The organism is Nocardioides sp. NPDC087217 (assembly GCF_044744805.1).
Classification (GTDB): domain Bacteria; phylum Actinomycetota; class Actinomycetes; order Propionibacteriales; family Nocardioidaceae; genus Nocardioides.
In genome coordinates, this window is record NZ_JBIUZB010000002.1 from 1140474 (window position 1) to 1165243 (window position 24770).

The following is a 24770-nucleotide window of genomic DNA, read 5'->3' on the forward strand; positions in this document are numbered from 1 at the left end:
CTTCCATGGTTGATGCCTCTCTCCGACGACGTGCTCACCGGAAAGACTTGGGGTCGAAGGCGTCGCGAATGGCGTCTCCGAGCAGGTTGAGCGCGAAAACCAGGACCACGATCCCGACAATCGGCGCGTAGAGGTACAAGGGGTATTCGTCGAACCAGTTCTGGGCGCGCAGGATCGTCTGTCCCCAGGACGGGCGCCCGGTGACACCGACGCCGAGGTAGGCCAGCGTCGCCTCCGCGGCGATCGTGGCCGGCAGGCTCAGCGAGAACGAGACGACGATCGGAGCGATCAGGTTGGGGAGCAGCTCCTTGAACAGGATCCGATGGGTCGGCATCCCGAGGACGTGCGCGGCCTCGATGAACTCGCGCTCGCGCAGCGAGATCACCTCGCCGCGGATCAGCCGGGCCAGGCCCATCCACCCGAAGATCGAGAGGATCACGATGAGTGCGATCAGCGAGGCGTTGTCGAGCATCGTCGGGTTCTCCCGCCAGCGCTCCACGAGCATCGGCGAGATCGCGATCGCGACCAGCAGGAACGGCAGCGTGAGGAACAGGTCGATCAAGAACGTGATCACCCGGTCACCCCAGCCGCGGCTGTAGCCCGCGATCAGGCCGAGCACCACACCGACTACGGTCGAGACGACCGTGGCGATCGTCGCGACCAGCAGGGACGTACGCGCGCCGTAGAACCACTCCGCGAGCAGGTCGTTGCCGGAGTTGGGCTCCAGGCCGAGCGGCGCCTCCCACGTGAACCCGTAGTTGGGCGGGCCGATGACGGGGTAGTTGAACGAGTCGGTGTCGGTGACCGGGTCACCGGCTCGCACCTCGACGCCGAACAGCTTGCACAGCAGCGGGGCGAAGATGGCGATCAGGACGAAGAGAAGCACGATCCCGGCGCAGATCATCGCGACCTTGTCCGAGAGGAGGCGGTCCATGGCGATCCGCATCGGCGAACGGCCGGCGACATCGCCCGACTTCGGTTCCGGATCGATCTCGGGATCAGGACCCTGGATCAACACTTCGGACACAGTCATACGCTCGGATCTCCGTTCGATGCCAAGGCTCGGTACGCCCAAGAACAGACCACTTCGCGCGGTCCCGAGCCGGCGCGGTGATCAAGTTATGCCAAGTTCCAGCGGTTCGGGCGGGGCTACAGATAACGGTTCGATACCGACAGTGACGTGTGACACATACGTAACAAAGACGGCCCGCAGCCAAAGGCTGCGGACCGTCTTTCGTAATCTCGGCGATACGCCGGAGATTCTCAGGAGCGACCCCGCGAGTTGTTCGCCAGGTCGTACCAGGTGTCGGCGTAGCCCGGACCGTCGCCCGGGACCTCCGCCGGGCTCGCGCCCGGGTCCGGCGCACCGAACTCGTCGACGCCCAGGAGCGGCGCGGTGATCGGCTTCTCCGGGTGCTGGTGGATCTCACCCGGGAAGTGGCAGGCGACCTTGTGCTTCTTGCCGATCTGCAGCAGCGGCGGCTCGACCACGGAGCAGATGTCCTTGGCGATGGAACAGCGGGTGCGGAAGTGGCAGCCCGAGGGCGGGTTGATCGGCGAAGGTACGTCGCCCTCCAGCCGGATCCGCTCACGGCGGCCGCCGATCGCGGCCTGCTTCACGTCGGGCACGGCGGAGAGCAGCGCCTGGGTGTAGGGGTGGTGAGCGTGCTCGTAGATCGACTCGCGGTCACCGATCTCCACGATCTTGCCGAGGTACATCACCGCGACCTCGGGGCAGAAGTGACGAACGATGGCGAGGTCGTGCGCGATGAACAGGTAGGAGATGTCGAACTCCTTCTGCAGGTCCTGCAGAAGGTTGATCACCTGGGCCTGGATCGACACGTCCAGCGCGGAGACCGGCTCGTCGGCGACGAGCAGCTTCGGCTGCAGGGTCATGGCCCGGGCGATGCCGATGCGCTGACGCTGGCCGCCGGAGAACTCGTGCGGGTAGCGGTTGTAGTGCTCGGGGTTGAGGCCGACGAGCTCGAGCAGCTCCTGGACCCGGCCGAGCACCTTGTCCTTGGGCACCATGTTGTGGATCCGCAGCGGCGCGCCGATGATCGACCCGACCGTGTGACGCGGGTTCAGCGAGGTCGACGGGTCCTGGAAGATCATCTGGATCTCCCGGCGCATCGGGTGCAGCTTCCTACCCGAGTAGTTGGCGATGTCGGTGCCCTCGAAGTTGATCTTCCCCTCAGTGGGCTGGTACAGCCGCGTCACCATCCGCCCGGTGGTGGACTTGCCACAGCCGGACTCGCCGACGAGGCCGAGGGCGCTGCCCTTGGCCACCTCGAAGGAGACCCCGTCGACGGCCTTGACGTGCCCGACCGTACGCCGGATCACGCCGCTGCCCTTGACCGGGAAGTGCATCTTCAGGTTCTCGACGGAGAGCACCGTCTCGGTGCTCGCCGGCGCGACCGAGGCCGCGGTGGTAGTCGTGGTGTCGCTCATCAGTCCTCCACCAGGTCAGGGGCGATCTCGGGCAGGATCTCTGCCTCGTAGACCTCGTCGGCATTCTTGATGTGGCAGCGCTTGGTGTGGTTGCCACCACTGCTGGCCGGGGTGAGGTCGGGAAGGGTCGTCCGGCACAGGTCGCCGCCCACCTTCGCAACGTGGTCACAGCGCGGTTCGAAGGCGCATCCCGGCGGCGGGTTGAGCAGCGAGGGCGGGTTGCCCCGGATCGGGATCAGCTTGGCCTCGGTCGAGGCGGTCAGATCCGGCACGCTGGAGAGCAGGCCCCAGGTGTAGGGCATCTGCGGGTGGGTGAGGATCTCCTTGCACGGGCCGTACTCGACCGCGCGGCCGGCGTACATCACGAGTACGTCATCGGCCATCTCAGCCACGACACCGAGGTCGTGGGTGATGATGATGACCGCGGCGTCGAAGTCGCGCTGCAAGTCCTGGAGCAGGTCGAGGATCTGCGCCTGGACCGTCACGTCGAGAGCCGTGGTCGGCTCGTCGGCGATGAGCAGGCTCGGGTTGTTGATCAGCCCCATCGCGATCATCGCGCGCTGGCGCATACCGCCGGAGAACTGGTGCGGGTAGTCGTCCACGCGACGGTCGGGCTGCGGGATGCCGACACGGTCGAGCATCTCGATGGCGCGCTTACGCGCCTCCCTCTTGGTCACGTTGTTGTGGACCAGGTAGGCCTCCATGATCTGGTTGCCCACCGTGTAGTAGGGGTGCATCGCGGAGAGCGGGTCCTGGAAGATCATCGCCACGTCGCGGCCGCGGCGCTTGCGCATGTCCTCGTTGCTCACCTTGAGCAGGTCGACGCCGTCGAGCATGATCTCGCCGCTGAGGATGGCGTTGGTGCCGCGGTGCAGCCCCATGATCGCCGAGCTGGAGACAGACTTGCCGGAGCCGGACTCGCCCACGATGCCGAGCGTCTTGCCGCGCTCGAGCTCGAAGGAGAGACCGTCGGTCGCCTTGACGATGCCGTCGGAGGTGGAGAAGTGAACCTTCAGGTCCCGCACCGAGAGGAACGCGCCATCGTTGGCGGGCCTCGTCTCGGGCGTCGTGGAAAGGTCAGTCATGGATCAGATCCTCCTCAGGCGACGCGCACGCGCGGGTCGATGAAGGCGTACAGGACGTCGACGATGATGTTGGCGATGATCACCAGAGCCCCGAGGAGCAGCACCAGGCCCACGATCGTGGGAAGGTCGTAGGTCTCGTTCGCGGTCACCGCGAGCTTTCCGAGACCGTAGTAGTTGAAGACGTCCTCGGTGATGATCGCGCCGCCGAGGACGGCAGCGAAGTCGAGACCGAACATGGTCACCAGCGGGGTCAGCGCCGCACGCAGCGCGTGCTTGAACAGCACCTTGCCACTCTTGACGCCCTTGGACTTCGCGGTGCGGATGTAGTCCTCGCTCATCGACTCGAGGACGAACGCCCGAGTCATGCGTACGTAGCCCGCCATGTAGACCACCGCGAGCGTGAACCCGGGCAGCATGAGCTGGACCAGCCATTGCCCGACACCACCCTCGGCTATCGACACGTATCCGGGGGCAGGGAAGATCCCCCACTTGATGGCTACGAAGTTGATCAGCAACGCCCCCACGAAGAACGTCGGGAACGCGTAGAGCGCCAGCGTCGCGCCGACGACGCCGCGGTCGAGGAGAGAGCCCTTGACGATCGCGGCCAGCACACCGAACAGAACACCGAAGACGACCCAGATGGTGACCGCGACCATGGCGATCGAGATCGAGATCGGCGCCGCTTCCGCGATCTCAGCGTTGACCGTCATCTGCAGCTGCTGGGAGTAGCCCAGGCAGGGAGCCGCGCACTCGGTGACCAGCTCGGGGTTCGCCTCGCGCATCGCCTCGTCGGCGGGGTACTCGCGGCCGACGACGACGCCCTTCGCGAAGTTGCCCCACTGGACCAGCAGGGGCTGGTCGTAGCCGAGGGCCTGACGGGTCTCCTCGATGCGTTCGGGGGGGCAGTTCTTGCCGCAGGAGAACTGTGCCGGGTCGACCGGGTTCTTCATGAACAGTGCGAAGACGATGAAGCTCATCGCCACCAGCATGAGCAAGCCGACGATCACGCGCCGGATGATGTAGGCGACCATCGGTGGGTCTCACCTTCGTTGGGATCGGCCGGACCACCGTCGTGGGGTGTCGTCCGGGGGGAATCGTGTCCAGGTACATGGGGGGAGGCGGGGCTCTGGCGAGCCCCGCCTCCAAGGTCGGAACGGCTCAGGGCCGTCCGAACGGTGTTGCGGAGCTGAAGGATCAGTCCTCGACGTCGATGGGGCCCAGGTCCGGGTAGGACGAGGAGGCATCGGTCGTGATGAAGTCCTTCACCTTGGAGCCGTGAACCCAGTTGAAGGTCGCGATCTCCAGCGGGATGTAGGCGACGTCCTCACCCATGACCGCGTCGGCCTCCTGGAGGAACTTGTTCTGCTCCTCGATGGTGGCGGAGTTGGCGGCCTGGTCGAACAGCTTGTCGACCGCAGGGTTCTTGTAGTTGCCGTAGTTCTGACCGTTGGTGGTCTTCTCGATCTGACGGCTGTCGAACAGCGCGGCAGTAACGGTCATCGCGGAGCCCCAGTCGGCACCCCAACCGCCCCACACGACGTCGGCCTTGTTGGAAGGCTTCTGGATGTTGGAGTAGTAGACGTCGCCCAGCGGGTCCAGGGTGACCTTGAAGCCGGCGGCCTCCCAGCCCTCGACCAGCGCAGCGGCCTGCTTGTCGAGGGTGTCGCTCTGGGGGTAGGTGAACGTGATCGGGTACGGCGTCTTGACACCAGCGTCGGCCAGGGTCTTCTTCGCCGCGGCCGGGTCACCCTTGAGGTTGCGGTCCTTGAAGGCCGGGTTGGCGACGTAGCCCGGAACAGCCGGGTTCACGACCGAGTCGGCCGGAGTGTAGGCCTTCTCGCCACCGCCGGCGGCGATCCAGGACTCGACGTCGGTCGCCTGGGCCAGCGCCTTGCGGACGTTCGGGTCCTTCATCTGGTTCTGGTTCGGCACCAGGTAGTCGACGTAGGGCGACTGGACCTGGACGTAGCGGTCCTTGACACCGGCCTCGGTCAGACGCGGGAAGAACTCCGGCGGGACGCGCGAGCCGCTGACGATGGTCGCCTGCGAGTCGGGGCTGTCCGAGAAGAGCTTCTCGTAGATGGTCGACGCCTTCTCACCGAACTTGAAGACGATCTTGTCCGGCTTCGCCTCACGGAGCGACTTGTCGTCGGTCTCCGGGTCATACGCGTCGTTGCGCACCAGGGTGCCGCCCTTCTGGGCGTTCCAGGTGTCGACCTTGTACGGGCCGTTGGAGAAGATCTTGTCGTCGTTCTTGGCACCCTTGTCGAAGGACTCCTTGTAGGGGTCCATCATGTGCAGCGACGAGATCGCCAGCGGGAAGTCCGGCCACGGGGTCTTGAACTTGTAGGTGATGGTCTTGCCATCGCAAGTCACCGCCTGGTCGAAGTCGGCCTGCTGCTCCGGCGTCGCGGTGTACGGGCCCGGGTACTCACCCTTGAGGGCGAGCTTGGAGGTCAGGTAGAAGCCCGGACCACCGGTGAGCTCGTCGGCCGCGAAGTTGCGCGAGGCGCCGTAGGCGAAGTCCTCACACGTGATCTCGGAGTCGTCCTCCCACTTCACGCCGTCCTTGATGGTGAACGACCAGGTCTTGGCGCCGTCGGTCGAGGTGCCCTCGTCGGTCGCCAGGTCGGGGATCGGCTTGCTCGAGACCTTGGGGTCGGTCGACGCCGGGTTCGAGAGCAGCTTGCGGTAGACCAGACGCGTGGTGTGCGAGATGGTCTCACCGACGTAGATGCGCTGCGGGTCCAGGTGGTCGATCGGGTCCTCAGCGACGATGGTCAACGTGTTTGCCGAGCTCGAGCCACCGCCGTCCCCGCCGCCACAGGCAGCCAGGCCCAGCGAAAGACCGAGCACGCCAGCGGCACTGACCGCTACGTACTTAGCTCGCTTCTTGAGCATTCGTTTCTCCTTGGTGTGGTCGCCGTCAGCCTCTGACAACTGACGCCGTATCGGTGTCCCGGGCGGGTCACCTGTGTGTGTTCGGAGCCCCGAGGCTCACCTGTCACCCTTGGGGTCAAGGGCGTCTCGCAACCCGTCCCCGAGAAGGTTGAACGAGATCACGATGGTCGCGATCAGGATCGCGGGCATGAAGAAGTAGAACGGGTCCACCTGCGCGTACTTCAACGAGTCCGCGAGGACGTTTCCGAGCGTGGGCGTCGGCGGCTTGACGCTGACCTGGAGGTAGCTCAACGCTGCCTCCGCCGAGATGTAGGCCGGCATCATCAAGGTGACCAGGACCAGCAGCGGAGCCCACAGGTTCGGCAGGATCTCCTTGAAGTAGATCCGCGGCTTGGAGGCACCCAGGACGATCGCGGCCTCCACGAACTCCCGTTGCTTGATCGAGAGCACCTGGCCTCTCACCACACGGGCCGTGCTGGTCCAGCCGAAGATGGCCAGCACCACCGTGCAGTAGATCCCCTGCGCGAGCGGCCCGTTGGGTAGCCCGGTCAGCTGTTGCACGAGCTCGAGGCCGAGGGCCGAGAGCGCCAGCAGCATCAGCGTCGAGGGGAAGGAGAGGGTCAGGTCGGTGAAGCGGCTCAGGCCGGCGTCCAACCAGCCACCGCTGAAGCCGGCGACGATCCCGACGATCGCGCCGATGACGACGGACAGGATCGCGGCGGTGAGGGCGATGACCAGCGAGAACGTGATGCCGTACCAGAACCGGGACATCGCGTCGCGGCCGGTGCCGGGCTCGACGCCCAGCGGGTGGGCGGCGCTCGCGCCGCTGAACCTGCCCTCGGGGATGGTGTTGGCGTCGAGCAGCTCCTGGTTGTAGCTGAACGGGTCCAGCACGCCCAACCTGACGAGAAGGGGGGCCAGCACCGCGGCCAGGATCACCAGGACGACGATCGTCAGCGACACCATCGTCAGCTTGTCCTTCAGAAGCCGCATCCATGCCAGCTTCATCGGTGACTTGCCGGCGAACTTCTTCGCCTCCTCAGGCGAAGACGAAGGTGTCGATCCACCCGAGAGTTCTTCACCTTCGAACACGGTGGCCGATTCGCTCATGGTTCCTCTGTCTAGTCGTATTTGTGGGTGCCGCCGTCGCACGGCAGCGTCCGACCCACGAGGTCGACGGATGGAACTCTATGTGATCCCTTTGCCCGGATGCGCCCCGTACCGGTAACGATCCGATTTCAACCAGTGATACGGCAGATCGGGAGGGATTCTTGCCATTCACCGCTGAACGACGAGAGTCTCCGGGACCGGCGGACCGGTCCCGGAGACTCTGTTGGCTCTGCGCGAAGGGCGCTCAGTTCGCCTATTCGCCCTCGCCGGGCGCCGCAGGAGCCGGCTTGGCGTCGACGCCGGCCTCCTTGCGCTGCTCGGGGGTGATCGGCGCCGGGGCGGCGGTGAGCGGGTCGTAACCGGCCCCCGTCTTCGGGAAGGCGATGACGTCGCGGATCGAGTCGGTGCCGGCGAGGAGAGCGACGACGCGGTCCCAGCCGAAGGCGATGCCGCCGTGCGGCGGCGCACCGAACTTGAATGCCTCGAGCAGGAAGCCGAACTTCTCCTCGGCCGCCTCCTCGCCGATCCCCATCAGGTCGAAGACCCGCTTCTGCACGTCCTCGCGGTGGATACGGATCGAGCCACCGCCGATCTCGTTGCCGTTGCAGACGATGTCGTAGGCCCAGGCGATGGCGTTGCCGGGGTCCTTGTCGAAGCTCTCGACGTCCTGCGGGCTGGTGAAGGCGTGGTGGACCGCGGTCCACTCCCCCGCGCCGACCGCGACGTCACCGGACTCGACGGCCTCGGAGGCCGGCTCGAGCAGCGGCGCGTCGACGACCCACAGGAAGCTCCACTCACCGTCCTTGCGGAGGTCGAGACGGTTGCCGATCTCGAGCCGGGCGGCACCCAGCAGGGAGCGGCTCGACTTGGGCGCACCGGCGGCGAAGAAGATGCAGTCGCCGGGGTTGGCGCCGACGTGAGCGGCCAGTCCGGCGGCCTCGGTCTCGGAGAGGTTCTTGGCGACCGGACCGGTCAGCGAGCCGTCCTCCTGGACCAGGACGTACGCCAGGCCCTTGGCGCCACGCTGCTTGGCCCAGTCCTGCCAGCCGTCGAGCTGACGCCGCGGCTGGCTCGCGCCGCCCGGCATCACCACGGCGCCGACGTAGGGCGCCTGGAAGACGCGGAACGTCGTCTCGGAGAAGTAGTCGGTGCACTCGGTGATCTCGATGCCGAAGCGCAGGTCGGGCTTGTCCGAGCCATACTTGGCCATCGCGTCGGCGTAGGTCATCCGCGGCAGCGGGAGCGGCACGTCGTAGCCGATCAGCTTCCACAGCGCCGCGACGATCTCCTCGCCGAGGGCGATCACGTCGTCCTGCTCGACGAAGCTCATCTCGATGTCGAGCTGGGTGAACTCCGGCTGCCGGTCGGCGCGGAAGTCCTCGTCACGGTAGGCGCGCGCCAGCTGGTAGTAGCGCTCCATACCGCCGACCATGAGCAGCTGCTTGAACAGCTGCGGGGACTGCGGCAGTGCGTACCACGAGCCCGGCTGCAGGCGGGCCGGGACCAGGAAGTCACGGGCGCCCTCGGGGGTGCTGCGGGTCAGCGTCGGGGTCTCGATCTCGACGAAGTCGTGGCCGGCCAGCACGTCGCGGGCGGCCTTGTTGGCCTTCGAGCGCAGGCGGATGGCGTTGCCGGGCGCGGTGCGGCGCAGGTCGAGGTAGCGGTGCTTGAAACGTACGTCCTCGCCGACCTCGACGTGGTCGTCGATCGGGAAGGGCAGAGCTGCCGCTGCGGAAAGGACCTCGAGGTCCTTGGCGACGACCTCGATCTCGCCGGTGGCGAGGTTGGGGTTGCGGTTCTCCTCGGTGCGCGCGACGACCTCGCCGGTGACCTTGATGCAGTATTCGTTGCGGAGCGCGTGGGCGATCTCCTCGTCGCGGACGACGACCTGGACCACGCCGCTGGCCTCACGCAGATCGAGGAAGGCGACCCCGCCGTGATCGCGTCGACGGCCTACCCAGCCGGCGAGGGTCACGGTCTGGCCGACGTGCTCGGCACGCAGGGTGCCGGCGTCGTGGGTGCGGATCACTTCTTCTCCTCGTTGTTCGCGACGACCTGGGGCTTCAGGTCGCTCTCGTTCTGCGGCGTCCAGGTGGCCGGGTCGGCCGGGACCTGGTCGCCGGTGCGGATGTCCTTGATCTCGTAGCCGCCTTCGGTGGCGAAGAGGACGTACGGGATGCCGCGGCGCTCCGCGAAGCGGATCTGCTTGCCGAACTTGGCGGCGTTGGGCGAGACCTCGCAGGCAACATTGTGAGCGCGCAGCTGCTGGGCCGCCGAATCGGCCTCGGCCCTGCTCTCCTCGTCGGAGACGGCGACCAGCACGGTGCTCGGGACCTTGCGGTCGCCGTCGAGCACGCCCTTCTGCACGAGGGGCACCAGGACGCGGCTCACGCCGAGCGAGATCCCGACACCCGGGTAGGTGGTCTTGCCGTCGCTGGCGAGCGCGTCGTAGCGGCCACCGGAGCAGATGCTGCCCAGCGACTCGTAGCCGTCCAGGCGGGTCTCGAAGACGGTGCCGGTGTAGTAGTCCAGGCCCCTGGCGATGCTCAGGTCGGCCACGACGCGTACGGAATCGGTGTTCAGCGGCGCGGTGGCGGTGATCAGCGTGGCCAGCTCGGTCAGGCCCTCCTCGAGCAGCTCGCTCTCGACCCCGAGCGCACGGACCTTCTCCACGAAGGAGTCGTCGGTGGCGGTGATCGTGGCGAGCTCGAGGCACTTGGCCGCCTGCTCGTCGGTCAGCCCCGCCTCGGAGACCAGCAGCTTGCCAACCTCCTCGGCCGGCATCTTGTCGAGCTTGTCGATGAGCCGCATGGTCTCCTCGACGTCGGGGGCGCCGAGACCGGCGTAGAAGCCCTGGATCAGCTTGCGGTTGTTGACCTGGAGCGTGAACCCGGGCAGGAAGGTGAGCTTGCCGAGCGCCTCGAGCATGACTCGGGCGACCTCGACGTCGTGGTGGAACGGCAGGGTGTCGCGTCCGACGATGTCGATGTCGGCCTGCGCGAACTCGCGGAAGCGGCCCTCCTGCGGGCGCTCGCCTCGCCAGACCTTCTGGATCTGGTAGCGGCGGAAGGGGAACTCCAGCTTGCCGGCGTTCTCGAGCACGTAGCGGGCGAAGGGGACGGTGAGGTCGAAGTGGAGCCCCATCCCCTTGTCCCTGCTGGAGTCGTCCTCCTGCAGGCGGCGCAGGACGTAGACCTCCTTGGAGGTGTCGCCCTTGCGCAGCAGCTGGTCCATCGGCTCGACGGCGCGGGTCTCGATGTTGCCGAAGCCGTGCAGCTCGAAGGTGCGGCTCAGGGTCGCGATGACCTCGCGCTCGACGGTGCGCTGGCTCGGCAGGAACTCCGGGAAGCCGGAGAGCGGTGTTGGCTTGTTCATGGTGTGGTGATCAGGTCCTGAAGGAAGGGGTTCGTCGCACGCTCGCGACCGATGGAGGTCTGTTCGCCGTGTCCGGGGAGCACCACGATGTCGTCGGCGAGGGGCAGCACCTTGGTCGTCAGGGACTGCAGCATCGTGGCGTGGTCACCGCCGGGGAGATCCGTACGCCCGATGCTGCCCGCGAAGAGCAGGTCGCCGGAGAACATCACGTCGCTGACCTCGGCGTGGTCGGGGTAGGGAGTCCGGAAGGTGACCGACCCCTCGGTATGCCCGGGCGTATGGTCGATCAGGAAGCTCATCCCGGCCAGGTCGATGGCCTGGCCGTCAGCGAGCTCGCGGACGTCATCGGGCTCCACGAAGTCGTAGGTCCCCTGCGGCATACCGAGCAGCATCTGCGCCGACTCCGGCGAGATGCCCTGGAGCGGATCGGCCAGCAGGTGACGGTCGTTGGGGTGGATCCAGGCCGTCGAGTCGTACGTCCTGCTCACCGGCGTCACGGACCACATGTGGTCGACGTGGCCGTGGGTGAGGAGCACGGCGACCGGCTTGAGGCGCTGCTCCCGGACGATCTCCTCGATGCCCTTGGCTGCGTCCTTCCCGGGGTCGATCACGACACACTCGGTGCCCGGACCGGTGGCGGCGACGTAGCAGTTGGTGCCCCACGGACCGGCGGGAAAGCCTGCGATCAACACGAGAAACACCCTATCCAGCGGTACAGTGCAGCGCCGCATCGTGGCGTCTGACTACGATGGGCATCCCGAGGTGTGCCGGGACACCACGGGGACCTGCAAGTTGAGCCGACCGGGACTGTGACGAGCACGGTGTCCGGCGGGGGAGATTTCATAAGAGGTTAGCGCCTCATGCGAAGAGTAGGGACATTGTGACCAGCGAGCAGTGGGGTCGGGTCGAGGAAGACGGAACGGTCTACGTGAAGACCGCTGAGGGCGAGCGTTCCGTGGGGCAATACCCGGAAGGCACGCCGGAGGAGGCACTTGCCTTCTTCACCAACCGGTTCGACCAGCTCGCCTTCGAGGTCGAGCAGCTCGAGCGGCGCGTGCATGCGGGCAAGACGTCGCCCGACGAGGCGACCGCGGCGGTCAAGACCGTCGTGGAGAAGGTGACCGACGCCAACGCCGTCGGTGATCTGGCCTCGCTGGTGGCCCGGCTGGAGGCACTCGCTCCGGTCATCGCCACCCAGCGCGAGGCCCGCAAGGCCGAGCGGGCCGCGAAGGCGGCCGAGGCGAAGGTCGCCAAGGAGGCTCTCGTCGACGAGGCCGAGAAGCTGGCCCAGAGCAACGACTGGCGCAACGGTGCCAACCGGCTGCGTGAGCTGCTCGACCAGTGGAAGGCGCTCCCCCGCATCGACCGCGGGTCCGACGATGCGCTGTGGCGGCGCTTCTCGACGGCGCGCACCGCCTACACGCGTCGCCGTAAGGCCCACTTCGCCGAGCTCAACGCTCGGCGCGAGGACGCCAAGGTGATCAAGGAGCGGATCATCGTCGAGGCCGAGCAGCTCTCCACCTCCACCGACTGGGGCCCCACCGCCGGGCGCTACCGCGACCTGATGCGCGACTGGAAGGCCGCCGGGCCGGCTCCGAAGGACGTCGACGACAAGCTCTGGAAGCAGTTCCGGGCCGCCCAGGACGTCTTCTTCGGTGCCCGTGACGCTGCCAACGCGGCGCTCGACGCCGAGTTCGCGCAGAACGCCGTCGTCAAGGAAGGTCTGCTCGCCGAGGCGCAGGAGCTCCTCCCGCTGCTGGAGAAGGGCGACGACCTCGACGCGGTCAAGCGGTCCTTCCGCGACATCGCCGACCGCTGGGACGAGGCCGGCAAGGTCCCGCGCGACCGCATCAAGGAGCTCGAGGGAGCGATGCGCAAGGTCGAGCAGGCCATCAAGTCCGCCGAGGACGACCAGTGGCGCAAGTCCGACCCGGAGAAGTCCGCTCGAGCCGACGACATGATCGCCAAGCTCGAAGAGGCCATCGCACAGGTCGAGGGCGACCTCGCCAAGGCCCAGGCCTCGGGTGACGCCCGCAAGATCAAGAGTCTCGAGGAGAACCTCGAGTCGCGTCGTCAGTTCCTCGAGATGGCCAAGCGCGCCAGCGCCGACTTCTCCTGACCCACCCCTCGACTCGGCGCGTCTGTCCCACTCAGGCGTGCCGAGTCGGCGCGTTCTGACCAGGAATCCGGCCGAGTCGGCTCGTCATGACGAGCCGACTCGGCCGGGGGTTACAAGCCGGCGCCGCCGTGGTAGTCGCCCTTCCCGGCGTTGCGGATCTTCGCCCGGCGCACATCAGCGTGGTCGACAGGCTTCCCGCCCTTGCCCAGGGCGGTCCAGACGATGCCTGCGAGGAGAAGTACGCCGCCGATGATGAGGATCCAGGTGAACATGCCGTGCTCCCTCTGTCGTGCGCCCGAGTCGACGCATCTTTCCAGGACAACGATCCAGTCGGCACGAACGTCCCGTTGCCTGGGGTATCAGTAGCGAGGATGCGCCGACTCGGCGATGGTCACAAGACGCCGGAGATCCCACCGTCCGAACCGCCGTGGTGCGGGCGCCCCTGATACTCGGCCTCTCCCAGGGCCTGGCCCCGGTTCCGGCTCGCCACGGACTCATCGATGCCTCCCGACGGCTTTCTCAGCACCAGCCACACGATCGCGCCGATGAAGACGACGCCTGCGGCGATCAGAAACCAGGTGAACGGATCCACGAGATGCTCACTTTCTCATTGGGTGACGCGGTAGGCGTCGAAGACGCCGGGGACGGTGCGTACCTGCTTCAAGACGGTGTCCAGGTGCTTGGAGTCGGCCATCTCGAAGGAGAAACGAGACTTCGCGACGCGGTCGCGAGTGGTGGTCAGCTGGGCCGAGAGGATGTTCACGTGGGCGTCGGAGAGCGCCATCGTGATGTCGGACAGGAGTCGGGCCCGGTCGAGCGCCTCGACCTGGATGTTGACCAGGAAGACCGAGTTGGAGGTGGAGCCCCACTCGACCTCGAGCAGGCGCTCGGGGTGGGAGCGGAGCTCGGCGGCATTGGTGCAGTCGGTGCGGTGGACCGAGACTCCCCCACCCTTGGTGACGAAGCCGAGGATCTCGTCGCCAGGCACCGGCGTGCAGCACTTGGCGAGCTTGACCCAGACGTCCGGGGACCCCTTGACGATCACGCCGGCGTCGGAGTTGGCGGTGGAGACCTTGCCGTGTCGCCTGCGACCGACGTTGATGGCCTCGGCGAGGTCCTCGGCGGCACCGTCGTCGCCGCCGTGATCCTCGATGACGCGGCGTACGACCGCCTGGGCGGAGAGGTGGCTCTCGCCGACCGCGGCGTAGAGCGCGTCGACGTCGGCGAGGTCGAAGTGGTCGGCGGCGAGCATGAGCGACTCGCGCGACATCAGCCGCTTGAGGGGCAGGCCCTCCTTGCGCATCAGCCGGGCGATCGCGTCCTGGCCCTTCTCGATGGCCTCGTCGCGGCGTTCACGGGTGTGCCACTGCCGGATCTTCGCCTTGGCGCGGTTGGACTTGACGAAGGAGGTCCAGTCCCGCGACGGACCGGCGTTGGGCGACTTGGAGGTGAAGACCTCGACGACGTCGCCGCTCTCCAGGGTCGACTCCAACGGCACCAGACGGCCGTTGACCCGGGCGCCGATGGTCTTGTTGCCGACCTCGGTGTGGACGGCGTACGCGAAGTCGACCGGGGTCGCGTCGGCGGGGAGCGCGATCACGTCGCCCTTGGGCGTGAAGACGTAGACCTCGGTGCGCTTCATCTCAAAGCGCAGCGACTCCAGGAACTCGCCGGGGTCGTTGACCTCCGACTGCCAGTCCATGAGCTGCTTGACCCAGCTCATGTCGTTGTCCATCGGCCGGTCGGTGTCGACACCGGCGCGGCCGTCCTCCTTGTACTTCCAGTGCGCGGCGACACCGAACTCGGCACGGCGGTGCATCGCGAAGGTGCGGATCTGCAGCTCGACCGGCTTGCCCTGCGGGCCGATGACGGTGGTGTGCAGCGACTGGTACATGTTGAACTTCGGCATCGCGATGTAGTCCTTGAAGCGCCCCAGGACGGGGTTCCACCGCGAGTGCAGGATGCCGAGGACGGAGTAGCAATCGCGCTCGTCCTCGACCAGGATCCGGATGCCGACCAGGTCGTTGATGTCGGAGAAGTCCTTACCGCCGACGATCATCTTCTGGTAGATCGAGTAGTAGTGCTTCGGTCGGCCGGTGACCGTCGCCTTGATCCGGGCCTCGTGCAGGTCGCGCTCGACCTGGTCGATGACCTGGGCCAGGAACTTCTCCCGCGACGGGTTGCGGTCGGCGACGAGGCGGACCAGCTCGTCGTACATCTTCGGGTAGAGGGTCGCGAAGGCGAGGTCCTCGAGCTCGAACTTGATGGTGTTCATGCCGAGCCGATGGGCCAGCGGCGCATAGATGTCGAGGGTCTCGCGAGCGCTGCGCTCCTGGCTCTTCTGCGGGACGTAGCGCAGCGTACGCATGTTGTGCAGGCGGTCGGCGAGCTTGATCACCAGCACCCGGATGTCGCGGGACATCGCCACGACCATCTTGCGGATCGTCTCGGCCTGCGCGGAGTCGCCGTAGGTGACCTTGTCGAGCTTGGTGACGCCGTCGACGAGGTGGGCGACCTCCTCCCCGAAGTCTCGGGTTAGCTCCTTGAGCGTGTAGGGCGTGTCCTCGACGGTGTCGTGCAGCAGCGCCGCCACCAGGGTCGGCTCGGTCATGCCGAGCTCGGCCAGGATCGTGGTCACCGCGAGCGGGTGGGTGATGTAGGGGTCGCCGCTCTTGCGCATCTGCGTGCCGTGCAGGCGCTCGGCGGTGACGTACGCCCGCTCGAGCAGGGCCAGGTCGGCCTTCGGGTGGTTGGACCTCACCGCCCGGAACAGCGGCTCCAGCACAGGATTGCCCGGCGTGCCACGTCCGCCGATCCGGGCCAGGCGCGCACGGACGCTGCGGCCCGACGGGGCCGGGCCACTGCTCTCCCGGGCCTCGATGTTGTGCGCACGAGGCTGCGCGACGATGCGATCCTCTGCCATAGCCAGAGTCTACCGGCCGCACCCGGAACGTTGGCTAGGACGACACCTGCAGAATGGACCTGTCAACTGACCAGCAGTGCGTGCACCGGCGTGTCCGGCAGCTTGCTGCGCGGGTCGAGGAAGCCGAGCTCGAGCAGCACCGATACGCCCGCGACGACACCGCCGCAGCGCTCGACCAGCTCGATCGTGGCGGCCGCGGTGCCACCGGTCGCGAGGACGTCGTCGATGACCAGCACCCGCTCCCCCGGCGCGACCGCGTCGGTGTGGATCTCCAGGGTGGCCTCGCCGTACTCCAGCGAGTAGGAGACCGCGTGGGTCTCGCGGGGCAGCTTGCCGGCCTTGCGGACGGGCACGAAGCCCACGCCGAGGTGCAGGGCCGCCGGGGCGCCGAGGATGAATCCTCGCGACTCCATGCCGAGCACCTTGGTGACGGTCACGTTGCCGTCGGCGTCGCGCGCCGGAGCGGCGAGCGCCTCGACCACCTGGGTGAAGCCCGCGTGGTCGGCCAGCAGCGGGGTGATGTCCTTGAAGCCGACACCCGGCTCCGGGAAGTCGGGAACGTCGGCGACCAGCCGCTCGAGGGTTTCCTCGAGCGACCGGCCGCCAGCGGCCGTCTCGGAGACAGTCACTTCCGCTTCGACCTCGACTCGCGCTTGGGCTGCGGACGCCCGGCGGCGCCGCTGTCGGAGACCGCACGGTGCTGGTCGGGTACGTTGCGGCCCCGGCCGGTCGCGGAGCGGTTGGGGCTCGTGCCCCGGCTCACGCCGGCCTCGTGAAGGTCCTCGGACGGGCCGTCGCGAAGCTCGTCCGGCTCGTCGCTCTCCGCGACCGGCATGCCCTCGTCGAAGACCGGCACCGCGGCGTACTTGTCGGCTTCCTTCATCCGCGCGGCGGCACGCTTGTCGGCGTCGACGACGTCCTTCTCCTTCGACTTCAGGTGCACCAGCAGCGGGGTGGCGATGAAGATCGAGGAGTAGGTGCCGACGGCCATGCCGACGAAGAGCACCAGGGAGATGTCCTTCAGCGAGGAGGTGCCGAGCTGGACGGTGCTGACGTAGAGGATCGCGACGACCGGCAGCAGACCGATGATCGAGGTGTTCACCGAGCGGACCAGGGTCTGGTTGATCGCCAGGTTGGCCGCGGCGGCGTAGGTCTGCTTCTTCTGCGACAGGTTGCGGGTGTTCTCCTTGACCTTGTCGAAGACCACCACGGTGTCGTAGAGCGAATAGCCGAGAATCGTCAGGAAGCCGGTGACCGTTGCCGGGGTCACCTCGAACCCGACGATCGCGTAGACGCCGACCGTGATCACCACGTCGTGGAGCAGTGCGACGACGGCCGCGACCGACATCTTCCACTCGCGGAAGTAGATCCAGATGAACAGGACCACGCCGACGAGGAAGATGCCCAGCGCGAGGGCCGCCTTCGAGGCGACCCGCTGGCCCCAGCTGGGGCCGATGCCGGTGCGGCTGACGTCGTCCTCGGCCACGTCGGCGGTCTTGGTGATCGCCGCCATGATCGAGTCGTCGGCCTCGGAGTTGTCGGCGATCGCCTTGGTCTCGATGACGATCGACTTGCCACCGGCCGTGCGCACCGTGGCGCCGTCGGCGGCCTCGACAGCCGTGTCACCGACCGCCGTACGCAGGTCGTCGGCGAGCTCCTGGTCGGCCTGGGCGACGGTCACCGTGTAGCGCGTGCCGCCGGTGAAGTCGATGCCGAGGTTGATGCCCTGGAGCCAGACACCGAGGACGACCGCGACGAGCACGACCGCGGAGGCGGCGTACCAGACCATCCGGCGGCCGACGAAGTCGAAGGACTTCTCGCCGGTGTAGAGCTCCTTGCCGAGCCGGGAGAAGGAGAACTTGCTCATCAGGCCTTGCCTCCGACCAGAGTGGTGCCCGTGGGGGCGTCGACGGTGCCGATTGCGCGCTTGTCCATGCCGGAGAGCACGTGGCCCTTGTTGAAGAAGCCCCAACCGGCCATCAGCTTCGTCATCGGGTGGGTGAACCAGAAGAACACCAGCACGTCGATGATCGTGGTCAGGCCGAGCATGAACGCGAAGCCCTTGACCTCGTTGGTCGCGAAGACGTAGAGCACGAACGCGGCCAGGAACGAGACGCCGTCGGAGGCCAGACAGGTGTTGCGGGCCCGGACCCAGGCGGTGTCGACGGCCACCCGCATCGAGCGGCCCTCACGCATGTCGTCACGCATCCTCTCGTAGAGGATGATGAACGAGTCGGCGGTGATGCCGATACCGACGATCAGACCGGCCACGCCCGGAAGGTCCAGGGTGACGCCGGCGGTCTCGCTGAGCAGCAGGATCATGCCGTACGTCAGCGCACCCGCCACGAGCAGAGACCCGATCACCACGATGCTCATCGCGCGGTAGTAGAGGATCGAGAAGATCACCACGAGGATCAGGCCGACCAGACCGGCCCACAGTCCGGCGGTGAGCTGGTTTCCGGCCAGGGTCGGGCCGATGACCCGGGTCTGGATGCCGTCCTCAGGGAAGTCGAGCGGCAGCGAGCCGTACTTCAGGTTGTTGGCCAGCGCGGCGGCGGACTCCTGGGTGAAGTCGCCGCTGATCTGGGCGCCTCCGCTGATCCGCGAGTCGGCGGTCGGGGCCGAGATCACCTTGGCGTCCAGGACGATCGCGAACTGCTCACCGGTGCCGGCAATGGCGCCGGTGGTGTCGGCGAAGACCTTGTTGCCCTCGGACTTGAAGTCCAGGGTCACCACGTAGTTGGCCTGCTGCTGCGGGATGCCGTAGGAGGCCTCGCTGATCTCGGTGCCCTCGATGACGGCAGGCGTCAGCAGGTAGGGGACGCCGTCGTCGTCGCAGGTCAGCAGCGGCTTTCCGGGGATGTCCTCGGCCGGCTCGGCGCCCGGTGCGGGGCAGGTGAAGGAGTTGTAGGCGGTCGCCCACTCCTGCGGCACGGTGCGCATGAACTTGACCGCGTCGTCGACCTTGACGACCTCGTTCTCGTTCGGCTTCTCCGGCTTGGCACCCGCCGAGGCCGAGGGGCTGGCGCTCGGGTCGGCGCTCTCGGACGCCTTCTCGGAGGCCTGCTCGGACGCGCTAGCGGTCTCGGAGGCGCTGGCGGTCTCACCACCGAACGCCGCGCGCGGCGAGGTGCCCGGCACGGTGCCGGCCGAGGGGTCCTCGACCATCGAGCCGCTGGGGTCCGCGGCACCACACGTCTTCTGCGGGCTGCAGGCGACCAGGCGGAAGCGGAGCTTCGCGGTCTGGCGGACGCGCTCGGCGGTCTCCTGCTGCACCTTGCCGGTGCCGGGGATGGAGACCTTGATGACGTCGTTGCCCTCGGTGGTCACCCGGCCGCCGGTGATGCCGGAGCCGTTGACGCGCTGGTCGATGATCGACTTGGCCTCGTCGAGGCTCTCCCTCGGGACCGATCCACCCTCGGAGTTCTCCGCGGTCATCGAGATCTCGGTGCCGCCGCGCAGGTCGAGGCCCAGCTCGGGCTTCCAGGTGCCGGCGAACGCGATGCCGCCGAACATGATCGCAATGGCCAAGAAGAGCAGTGCGAGTGTCCGGCCGGGGCGCGCTGTCTTGCGTGCCATGTGTTGGTCAGTCCTTCTTGTCGAGGTCCACGATGACGTTCTCGGCGTCGGCGGAGGTCTCGTCGGCCGCAGCCTCGACCTCGCGCTCCTCGCCGGTCTCCTCGTCGGACTCCTCCGCGGGCGCCTCGGTGACCTTCTGGGCCACGGCCTGGCGCACGACCTGGATGACGACGCCGTCGGCGATCTCGACCTTGATGTTCGTCGTGGTCTCCTCGACCTCCGTCACCGTGCCGAAGAGCCCGGCGGTCAGCATCACCCGGTCACCCGGCTGGAGGTTGAGCTGGAGCTCACGAGCCTGCTTCGCACGCTTCTGCTGCGGCCTGATCAACAGGAAGTAGAACAGGACGATGATGACGATAAAAGGAAGGAATTCCACGGGGGTTCGGCTCCGACAGTCTGAGTGGTCACCGGCAGGCGCACGGCGACGTGCAAGTCTAACCAGGCACCTGGTTGAGACTGTGAATCAGGCCTCATCCCAGAGCGTTTCCTTGGACCAGGCCGCAGCCTCGGCGTTGGCCGGCACCGGCAGGCCGAGGTGCTCCCATGCTGCCGGGGTCGCGACCCGGCCCCGCGGCGTACGTGCCAGGAAGCCGGTACGCACCAGGAACGGCTCCGCCACCTCCTCGACCGTCTCGCGCTCCTCCCCCACCGCGACGGCGAGGGTGGAGATGCCCACCGGGCCGCCGCCGAACCTCCGGCACAGGGCGTCGAGGACAGCCAGGTCGAGGCGGTCCAGGCCGAGCGGGTCGACCTCGTAGAGATCGAGCGCCTTCTCGGCGATCTGCTGGGTGACCGTGCCGTCGGCCTTGACCTGGGCATAGTCGCGGACGCGGCGCAGCAGCCGGTTGGCGATCCGCGGGGTGCCTCGGGAGCGGCCGGCGATCTCGGCGGCGCCGTCGTCCTTGAGGGTGACGTCGAGCAGCCCCGCGGAGCGGCGCACGATCAGCTCGAGGTCGGCCGGGTCGTAGAGCTCGAGATGTCCGGTGAAGCCGAACCTGTCCCGGAGCGGGCCGGGAAGGAGGCCGGCGCGCGTCGTCGCGCCGACGAGCGTGAACGGCGGCAGGTCGATCGGGATCGCGGTCGCGCCCGGGCCCTTGCCGATGACCACGTCGACCCGGAAGTCCTCCATCGCCAGGTAGAGCATCTCCTCGGCGGGTCGGCTCATTCGGTGGATCTCGTCGACGAAGAGAACCTCACCCTCGTTGAGCCCGCTCAGGATCGCGGCCAGGTCGCCGGCATGGGTGATCGCCGGACCGCTCGTGATCCGAAGCGGCGCCGACATCTCGGCCGCGATGATCATGGCGAGGGTGGTCTTGCCGAGGCCTGGCGGGCCGGACAGGAGTACGTGGTCGGGGGCCCGCTCACGCTGTCGCGCCGCCTCCAGGACGAGGCCGAGCTGCTCGCGGACGCGTTGCTGGCCGATCAGCTCGTCGAGGGTCTTCGGGCGCAGCGCGGCCTCGACGGCCCGGTCGTCACCGTCGGCCTCGGCGATGGTGAGCGAGGAGAAGTAGTCCTCCTCGGCTCGGTCCAGGTCGTCCTCGTGCATGGGTTCCTATGCCTTCGAAAGGGTGCGTAGAGCTGCCCGGAGCAGCAAGGAGATGTTGGCCTGGTCGCCGGCCTCGGGCTCGATCGCGGTCACCGCCTTGTCGGCGTCCCGGGCGTTGTAGCCCAGGCCGACGAGGGCCTCGGTGACCTGGTCGCGCCACGGCGCCGCTGCGGTGGCGCGCGCAGGGGCGGAGGCGGTGCCGGTCGGGGCGCCGATCCTGTCCTTGAGCTCCAGGATGATCCGCTGGGCACCCTTCTGCCCGATGCCGGGGACCTTGGTGAGGGTCTTGGCGTCCTCGCCCGCGATGGCCAGCCGGATACCGTCGGGCGAGAGGACGGCGAGCATCGCCTGGGCGAGCTTCGGGCCGACGCCGGAGGCGGTCTGGAGGAGCTCGAAGAGCGTGCGCTCGTCGGTGTCGGTGAAGCCGAAGAGGGTCAGCGAGTCCTCGCGCACGACCAGGCTGGTCGGCAGGTGCGCCTCCTCGCCGGTGCGGAGCGTGGCCAGCGTGTTGGGCGTGCAGAGCAGCTCGATGCCGATCCCGCCGACCTCGACGACGGCGGTGGAGAGACTGACGGCGGCGACCTTGCCGCGTACGGACGCGATCACTTCTTTGTCCTTCCGGCCGCGGCGAGCGCGGCTTCGATGCGGTTCTGGGCGCCTCCGCGCCACTGGTGGGTGATGGCCAGCGCCAGCGCGTCGGCGGCATCGGCGGGCTTGGGCGGGGTCGAGAGCCGCAGGATGCGGGTCACCATGGCGGTCACCTGGGCCTTGTCGGCCCGGCCGTTGCCGGAGACGGCGGCCTTGACCTCCGAGGGCGTGTGCAGGGCGACGGGGAGACCGCGCCGCGCGGCGCAGACCATCGCCAGGCCGCTGGCCTGGGCCGTACCCATGATCGTGGAGACGTTGGACCGCGCGAAGATCCGCTCGATCGCGACCGCATCCGGCCGGTGCTCCTCGATCCAGGCGTCGATCCCCTTCTCGATGGTCACCAGCCGCTCCCAGACGGGGAGATCTGAGGACGTACGGATCACTCCGACATCCACCATCGACAGCGGCCTGCCGAGCGAGCCGTCGACCACGCCCATACCGCACCGGGTCAGGCCGGGGTCGATCCCAAGCACCCTCACGCACACACCTCCATCGAACGTCTGTTCGCAGACTACAGACCTCGCGCCGAATCCTGAGGTATGGCGTGCCGAGAATGCAGTTGTGGGCGACGAAAGTGGAGTTTCGTCGCCCACAACCAACGATTCGGCCCGCCGAAACCACCGATTCGGCCGGGGTACTGCTCAGGCGTCGACGGTCTCCATGACCTCGTCGGGGACGTCGGCGTTGGAGAAGACGTTCTGTACGTCGTCGAGGTCGTCGACGGCGTCGATGAGCTTGAAGACCTTCTCGGCGGCCGAGGCGTCGGCGACCGGGATGTCCATGCTCGCGACGAACTGGACCTCGGCGGAGTCGTAGTCGATGCCGGCGTCCTGGAGCGCGGTGCGGACCGCGACGACGTCGGACGGGTCGGAGACGATCTCGAAGGACTCACCGAGGTCGTTGACGTCCTCGGCACCGGCGTCGAGGGTGGCTTCGAGGAGGTCGTCCTCGGAGATCTCCTTGCCCTCCTGCGCCTTGGCCACGACGACGACGCCCTTGCGGTCGAAGAGCCGGCTCACCGAGCCGGGGTCGGCCATGGTGCCGCCGTTGCGGGTGACCGCGGTGCGCACCTCCATGGCCGCCCGGTTGCGGTTGTCGGTCAGACACTCGATGAGGAGCGCGACGCCCTGAGGGCCGTAGACCTCGTACATGATCGTGTCGTAGCTGACCCCGCCGCCGTCGAGCCCACCCCCGCGCTTGACCGCGCGGTCGATGTTGTCGTTGGGGACCGACTGCTTCTTGGCCTTCTGGATCGCGTCGTAGAGGGTCGGGTTGCCCGACGGGTCGGGACCGCCGGTCTTGGCTGCGATCTCGATCGTCTTGATGAGCTTGGCGAAGAGCTTGCCGCGCTTGGCGTCGATCGCCGCCTTCTTGTGCTTCGTCGTTGCCCACTTGGAGTGGCCGCTCATCTGGAAACCGTCCTTTGCCCCGCGTCGTCGCTGATGCTTGTCGAGCCGCCACCGGAGTCGTCACAGGGCAGCAGGTACCCATTCTAACTACGTGCGGTACGTCACCGTCAGCAGCAGGTGTCGACGAAGAGCTGGTGCAGCCGGTCGTCGGCGTTGACCTCGGGGTGGAACGAGGTCGCCATGAGCTGGTTCTGACGTACGGCGACGGGGTGCTCCCCCACGCTCGCCAGCACCTCGACACCCGGGCCGATCTCCTCGACCCAGGGCGCCCGGATGAAGACGGCGTGGACCGTCTCGTCGAGCCCGGTGACCTCGAGGTCGGTCTCGAACGACTCCGTCTGCCGCCCGAAGGCGTTGCGCCGGACCGTGATGTCGAGCCCGCCGATGGTCTCCTGGCCCTGGGCCGCGTCGAGCAGTCGGTCGGCCAAGAGCACCATCCCGGCGCAGGTGCCGAGCGCCGGCATCCCGCCCCGGACCCGCTCGCGGAGCGGGTCGAGCAGCTCGAACGTACGCGCCAGGCGCCACATCGTCGTCGACTCACCGCCGGGGATGACGAGCGCGTCGCACGCGTCGAGCTCCTCCCGACGGCGTACGGACGTTCCCTTCACCCCCAGGCGGTCGAGGGCGGCGAGGTGCTCGCGGACGTCGCCCTGGAGGGCGAGTACGCCGAGGGTGGTCACCAGCCGCGCTCCGCGAACTGGATCGACCTGGCCGGCTCGTCGACGTTGATGCCGACCATGGCCTCGCCGAGGCCACGGGAGACCTTGGCGACGACGTCGGGGTCGTCGTGGAAGGTGGTCGCCTTGACGATCGCCTCGGCACGCTGGACCGGGTTGCCGGACTTGAAGATGCCGGAGCCGACGAAGACGCCCTCGGCGCCGAGCTGCATCATCATCGCGGCGTCGGCCGGGGTCGCGATGCCGCCGGCGGTGAACAGGACGACCGGGAGCTTGCCGTTCTCGGCGACCTCCTTGACCAGCTCGTAGGGAGCCTGGAGCTCCTTGGCGGCCACGTAGAGCTCGTCCTCGGCGAGGGCGCCGAGGCGGCGGATCTCGCGGCGGATCGTACGCATGTGGGTGACCGCGTTGGACACGTCGCCGGTGCCGGCCTCGCCCTTGGAGCGGATCATCGCCGCGCCCTCGGTGATGCGGCGCAGGGCCTCGCCGAGGTTGGTCGCGCCGCACACGAACGGCACGGTGAAGGCCCACTTGTCGATGTGGTTCTCGTAGTCGGCCGGGGTCAGTACCTCGGACTCGTCGATGTAGTCCACCCCGAGGCTCTGGAGCACCTGGGCCTCGGCGAAGTGGCCGATCCGAGCCTTGGCCATGACCGGGATGGAGACGGCCTCGATGATGCCGTCGATCATGTCGGGGTCGGACATGCGGCTCACGCCGCCCTGGGCGCGGATGTCGGCGGGGACGCGCTCGAGCGCCATCACCGCCACCGCCCCGGCGTCCTCGGCGATCTTCGCCTGCTCGGCGGTGACCACGTCCATGATCACGCCGCCCTTGAGCATCTCCGCCATCCCGCGCTTGACCCGCGAGGTTCCCGTCTCGTTCATGCTTGTTGCCATGGGGCGATCGTAGGTCGGGACAAGGCGTACGCCACCCTCGGAAAGGCCTGG

General features: G+C 67.7%; 23 protein-coding genes. 1 reads left to right on the forward strand and 22 read right to left on the reverse strand.

Annotation, left to right across the window (positions count from 1 at the left end; all coding sequences use genetic code 11):
• Window positions 1–34 precede the first annotated feature (34 nt).
• The 9 genes from ACIO3S_RS12920 to ACIO3S_RS12960 all read right to left on the reverse strand — a co-directional run bounded on the left by ACIO3S_RS12920 (window position 35) and on the right by ACIO3S_RS12960 (window position 11614).
• Entirely contained in the window at window positions 35–1033 is a 999-nt protein-coding gene (locus tag ACIO3S_RS12920; RefSeq protein ID WP_400463870.1) for an ABC transporter permease, read from the reverse strand.
• Between the two features lie 230 nt (window positions 1034–1263).
• Complete coding sequence (locus ACIO3S_RS12925) at window positions 1264–2451, reverse strand: ABC transporter ATP-binding protein (RefSeq protein WP_400463873.1); 1188 nt, start codon at window positions 2449–2451, stop codon at window positions 1264–1266.
• Complete coding sequence (locus tag ACIO3S_RS12930; RefSeq protein WP_400463876.1) at window positions 2451–3536, reverse strand: ABC transporter ATP-binding protein; 1086 nt, start codon at window positions 3534–3536, stop codon at window positions 2451–2453. Before ACIO3S_RS12930 ends, ACIO3S_RS12925 begins: the two co-directional genes overlap by 1 nt.
• Window positions 3537–3550: 14 nt before the next feature.
• A complete protein-coding gene (locus tag ACIO3S_RS12935) occupies window positions 3551–4567 on the reverse strand; it encodes an ABC transporter permease (protein WP_400463879.1) in 1017 nt (338 codons plus the stop codon).
• A gap of 163 nt (window positions 4568–4730) precedes the next feature.
• On the reverse strand, window positions 4731–6437 hold the full coding sequence (locus ACIO3S_RS12940; protein ID WP_400463882.1) for an ABC transporter substrate-binding protein: 1707 nt from the start codon (window positions 6435–6437) through the stop codon (window positions 4731–4733).
• A gap of 96 nt (window positions 6438–6533) precedes the next feature.
• Window positions 6534–7547, reverse strand: a complete 1014-nt coding sequence (locus ACIO3S_RS12945) for an ABC transporter permease (RefSeq protein WP_400463885.1) — start codon at window positions 7545–7547, stop codon at window positions 6534–6536.
• A gap of 253 nt (window positions 7548–7800) precedes the next feature.
• A complete protein-coding gene (gene aspS, locus ACIO3S_RS12950; protein WP_350842562.1) occupies window positions 7801–9576 on the reverse strand; it encodes an aspartate--tRNA ligase in 1776 nt (591 codons plus the stop codon).
• Window positions 9573–10922, reverse strand: coding sequence for a histidine--tRNA ligase (gene hisS / locus ACIO3S_RS12955; RefSeq protein WP_400463889.1), 1350 nt, complete (start codon window positions 10920–10922; stop codon window positions 9573–9575). Before hisS ends, aspS begins: the two co-directional genes overlap by 4 nt.
• A complete protein-coding gene (locus ACIO3S_RS12960; RefSeq protein ID WP_160022892.1) occupies window positions 10919–11614 on the reverse strand; it encodes an MBL fold metallo-hydrolase in 696 nt (231 codons plus the stop codon). The genes hisS and ACIO3S_RS12960 overlap by 4 nt, the downstream gene beginning before the upstream one ends.
• Window positions 11615–11802: 188 nt before the next feature.
• Between ACIO3S_RS12960 and ACIO3S_RS12965 the strand changes: the two genes are divergently transcribed.
• Window positions 11803–13041 carry a DUF349 domain-containing protein gene (locus ACIO3S_RS12965; RefSeq protein WP_400463893.1) on the forward strand — a complete coding sequence of 413 codons (1239 nt, stop codon included), beginning with the start codon at window positions 11803–11805 and terminating at the stop codon, window positions 13039–13041.
• Window positions 13042–13151: 110 nt separating this feature from the next.
• Here ACIO3S_RS12965 and ACIO3S_RS12970 read toward each other — a convergent pair whose 3' ends face one another.
• The 13 genes from ACIO3S_RS12970 to pdxS form a co-directional block, all read right to left on the reverse strand.
• A complete protein-coding gene (locus ACIO3S_RS12970; RefSeq protein ID WP_400463896.1) occupies window positions 13152–13313 on the reverse strand; it encodes a hypothetical protein in 162 nt (53 codons plus the stop codon).
• A 119-nt stretch (window positions 13314–13432) separates the two neighbouring features.
• A complete protein-coding gene (locus tag ACIO3S_RS12975) occupies window positions 13433–13633 on the reverse strand; it encodes a hypothetical protein (RefSeq protein WP_378829680.1) in 201 nt (66 codons plus the stop codon).
• Window positions 13634–13648: 15 nt separating this feature from the next.
• On the reverse strand, window positions 13649–15964 hold the full coding sequence (locus ACIO3S_RS12980) for a RelA/SpoT family protein (RefSeq protein ID WP_400463900.1): 2316 nt from the start codon (window positions 15962–15964) through the stop codon (window positions 13649–13651).
• A gap of 62 nt (window positions 15965–16026) precedes the next feature.
• The gene (locus ACIO3S_RS12985; RefSeq protein WP_160022882.1) at window positions 16027–16593 is read right to left on the reverse strand and encodes an adenine phosphoribosyltransferase; all 567 of its coding nucleotides are present in this window, start codon (window positions 16591–16593) and stop codon (window positions 16027–16029) included.
• Window positions 16590–17831 carry a protein translocase subunit SecF gene (gene secF / locus ACIO3S_RS12990; protein ID WP_400463904.1) on the reverse strand — a complete coding sequence of 414 codons (1242 nt, stop codon included), beginning with the start codon at window positions 17829–17831 and terminating at the stop codon, window positions 16590–16592. Before secF ends, ACIO3S_RS12985 begins: the two co-directional genes overlap by 4 nt.
• Window positions 17831–19543, reverse strand: coding sequence for a protein translocase subunit SecD (secD, locus tag ACIO3S_RS12995; protein ID WP_400463907.1), 1713 nt, complete (start codon window positions 19541–19543; stop codon window positions 17831–17833). The genes secF and secD overlap by 1 nt, the downstream gene beginning before the upstream one ends.
• 7 nt (window positions 19544–19550) lie before the next feature.
• A complete protein-coding gene (gene yajC, locus ACIO3S_RS13000) occupies window positions 19551–19919 on the reverse strand; it encodes a preprotein translocase subunit YajC (protein WP_350714983.1) in 369 nt (122 codons plus the stop codon).
• 87 nt (window positions 19920–20006) lie between these two features.
• Window positions 20007–21089, reverse strand: a complete 1083-nt coding sequence (gene ruvB / locus ACIO3S_RS13005; protein WP_160022874.1) for a Holliday junction branch migration DNA helicase RuvB — start codon at window positions 21087–21089, stop codon at window positions 20007–20009.
• Between the two features lie 6 nt (window positions 21090–21095).
• Entirely contained in the window at window positions 21096–21695 is a 600-nt protein-coding gene (gene ruvA, locus ACIO3S_RS13010; protein WP_160022872.1) for a Holliday junction branch migration protein RuvA, read from the reverse strand.
• The gene (gene ruvC, locus ACIO3S_RS13015) at window positions 21692–22174 is read right to left on the reverse strand and encodes a crossover junction endodeoxyribonuclease RuvC (protein ID WP_400464630.1); all 483 of its coding nucleotides are present in this window, start codon (window positions 22172–22174) and stop codon (window positions 21692–21694) included. The genes ruvA and ruvC overlap by 4 nt, the downstream gene beginning before the upstream one ends.
• Window positions 22175–22378: 204 nt before the next feature.
• Window positions 22379–23146, reverse strand: coding sequence for a YebC/PmpR family DNA-binding transcriptional regulator (locus ACIO3S_RS13020; protein WP_160022866.1), 768 nt, complete (start codon window positions 23144–23146; stop codon window positions 22379–22381).
• A 107-nt stretch (window positions 23147–23253) separates the two neighbouring features.
• Window positions 23254–23826, reverse strand: a complete 573-nt coding sequence (gene pdxT / locus ACIO3S_RS13025) for a pyridoxal 5'-phosphate synthase glutaminase subunit PdxT (RefSeq protein WP_400463913.1) — start codon at window positions 23824–23826, stop codon at window positions 23254–23256.
• Window positions 23823–24719, reverse strand: a complete 897-nt coding sequence (pdxS, locus tag ACIO3S_RS13030) for a pyridoxal 5'-phosphate synthase lyase subunit PdxS (RefSeq protein ID WP_160022862.1) — start codon at window positions 24717–24719, stop codon at window positions 23823–23825. Before pdxS ends, pdxT begins: the two co-directional genes overlap by 4 nt.
• Between the last annotated feature and the right edge of the window lie 51 nt (window positions 24720–24770).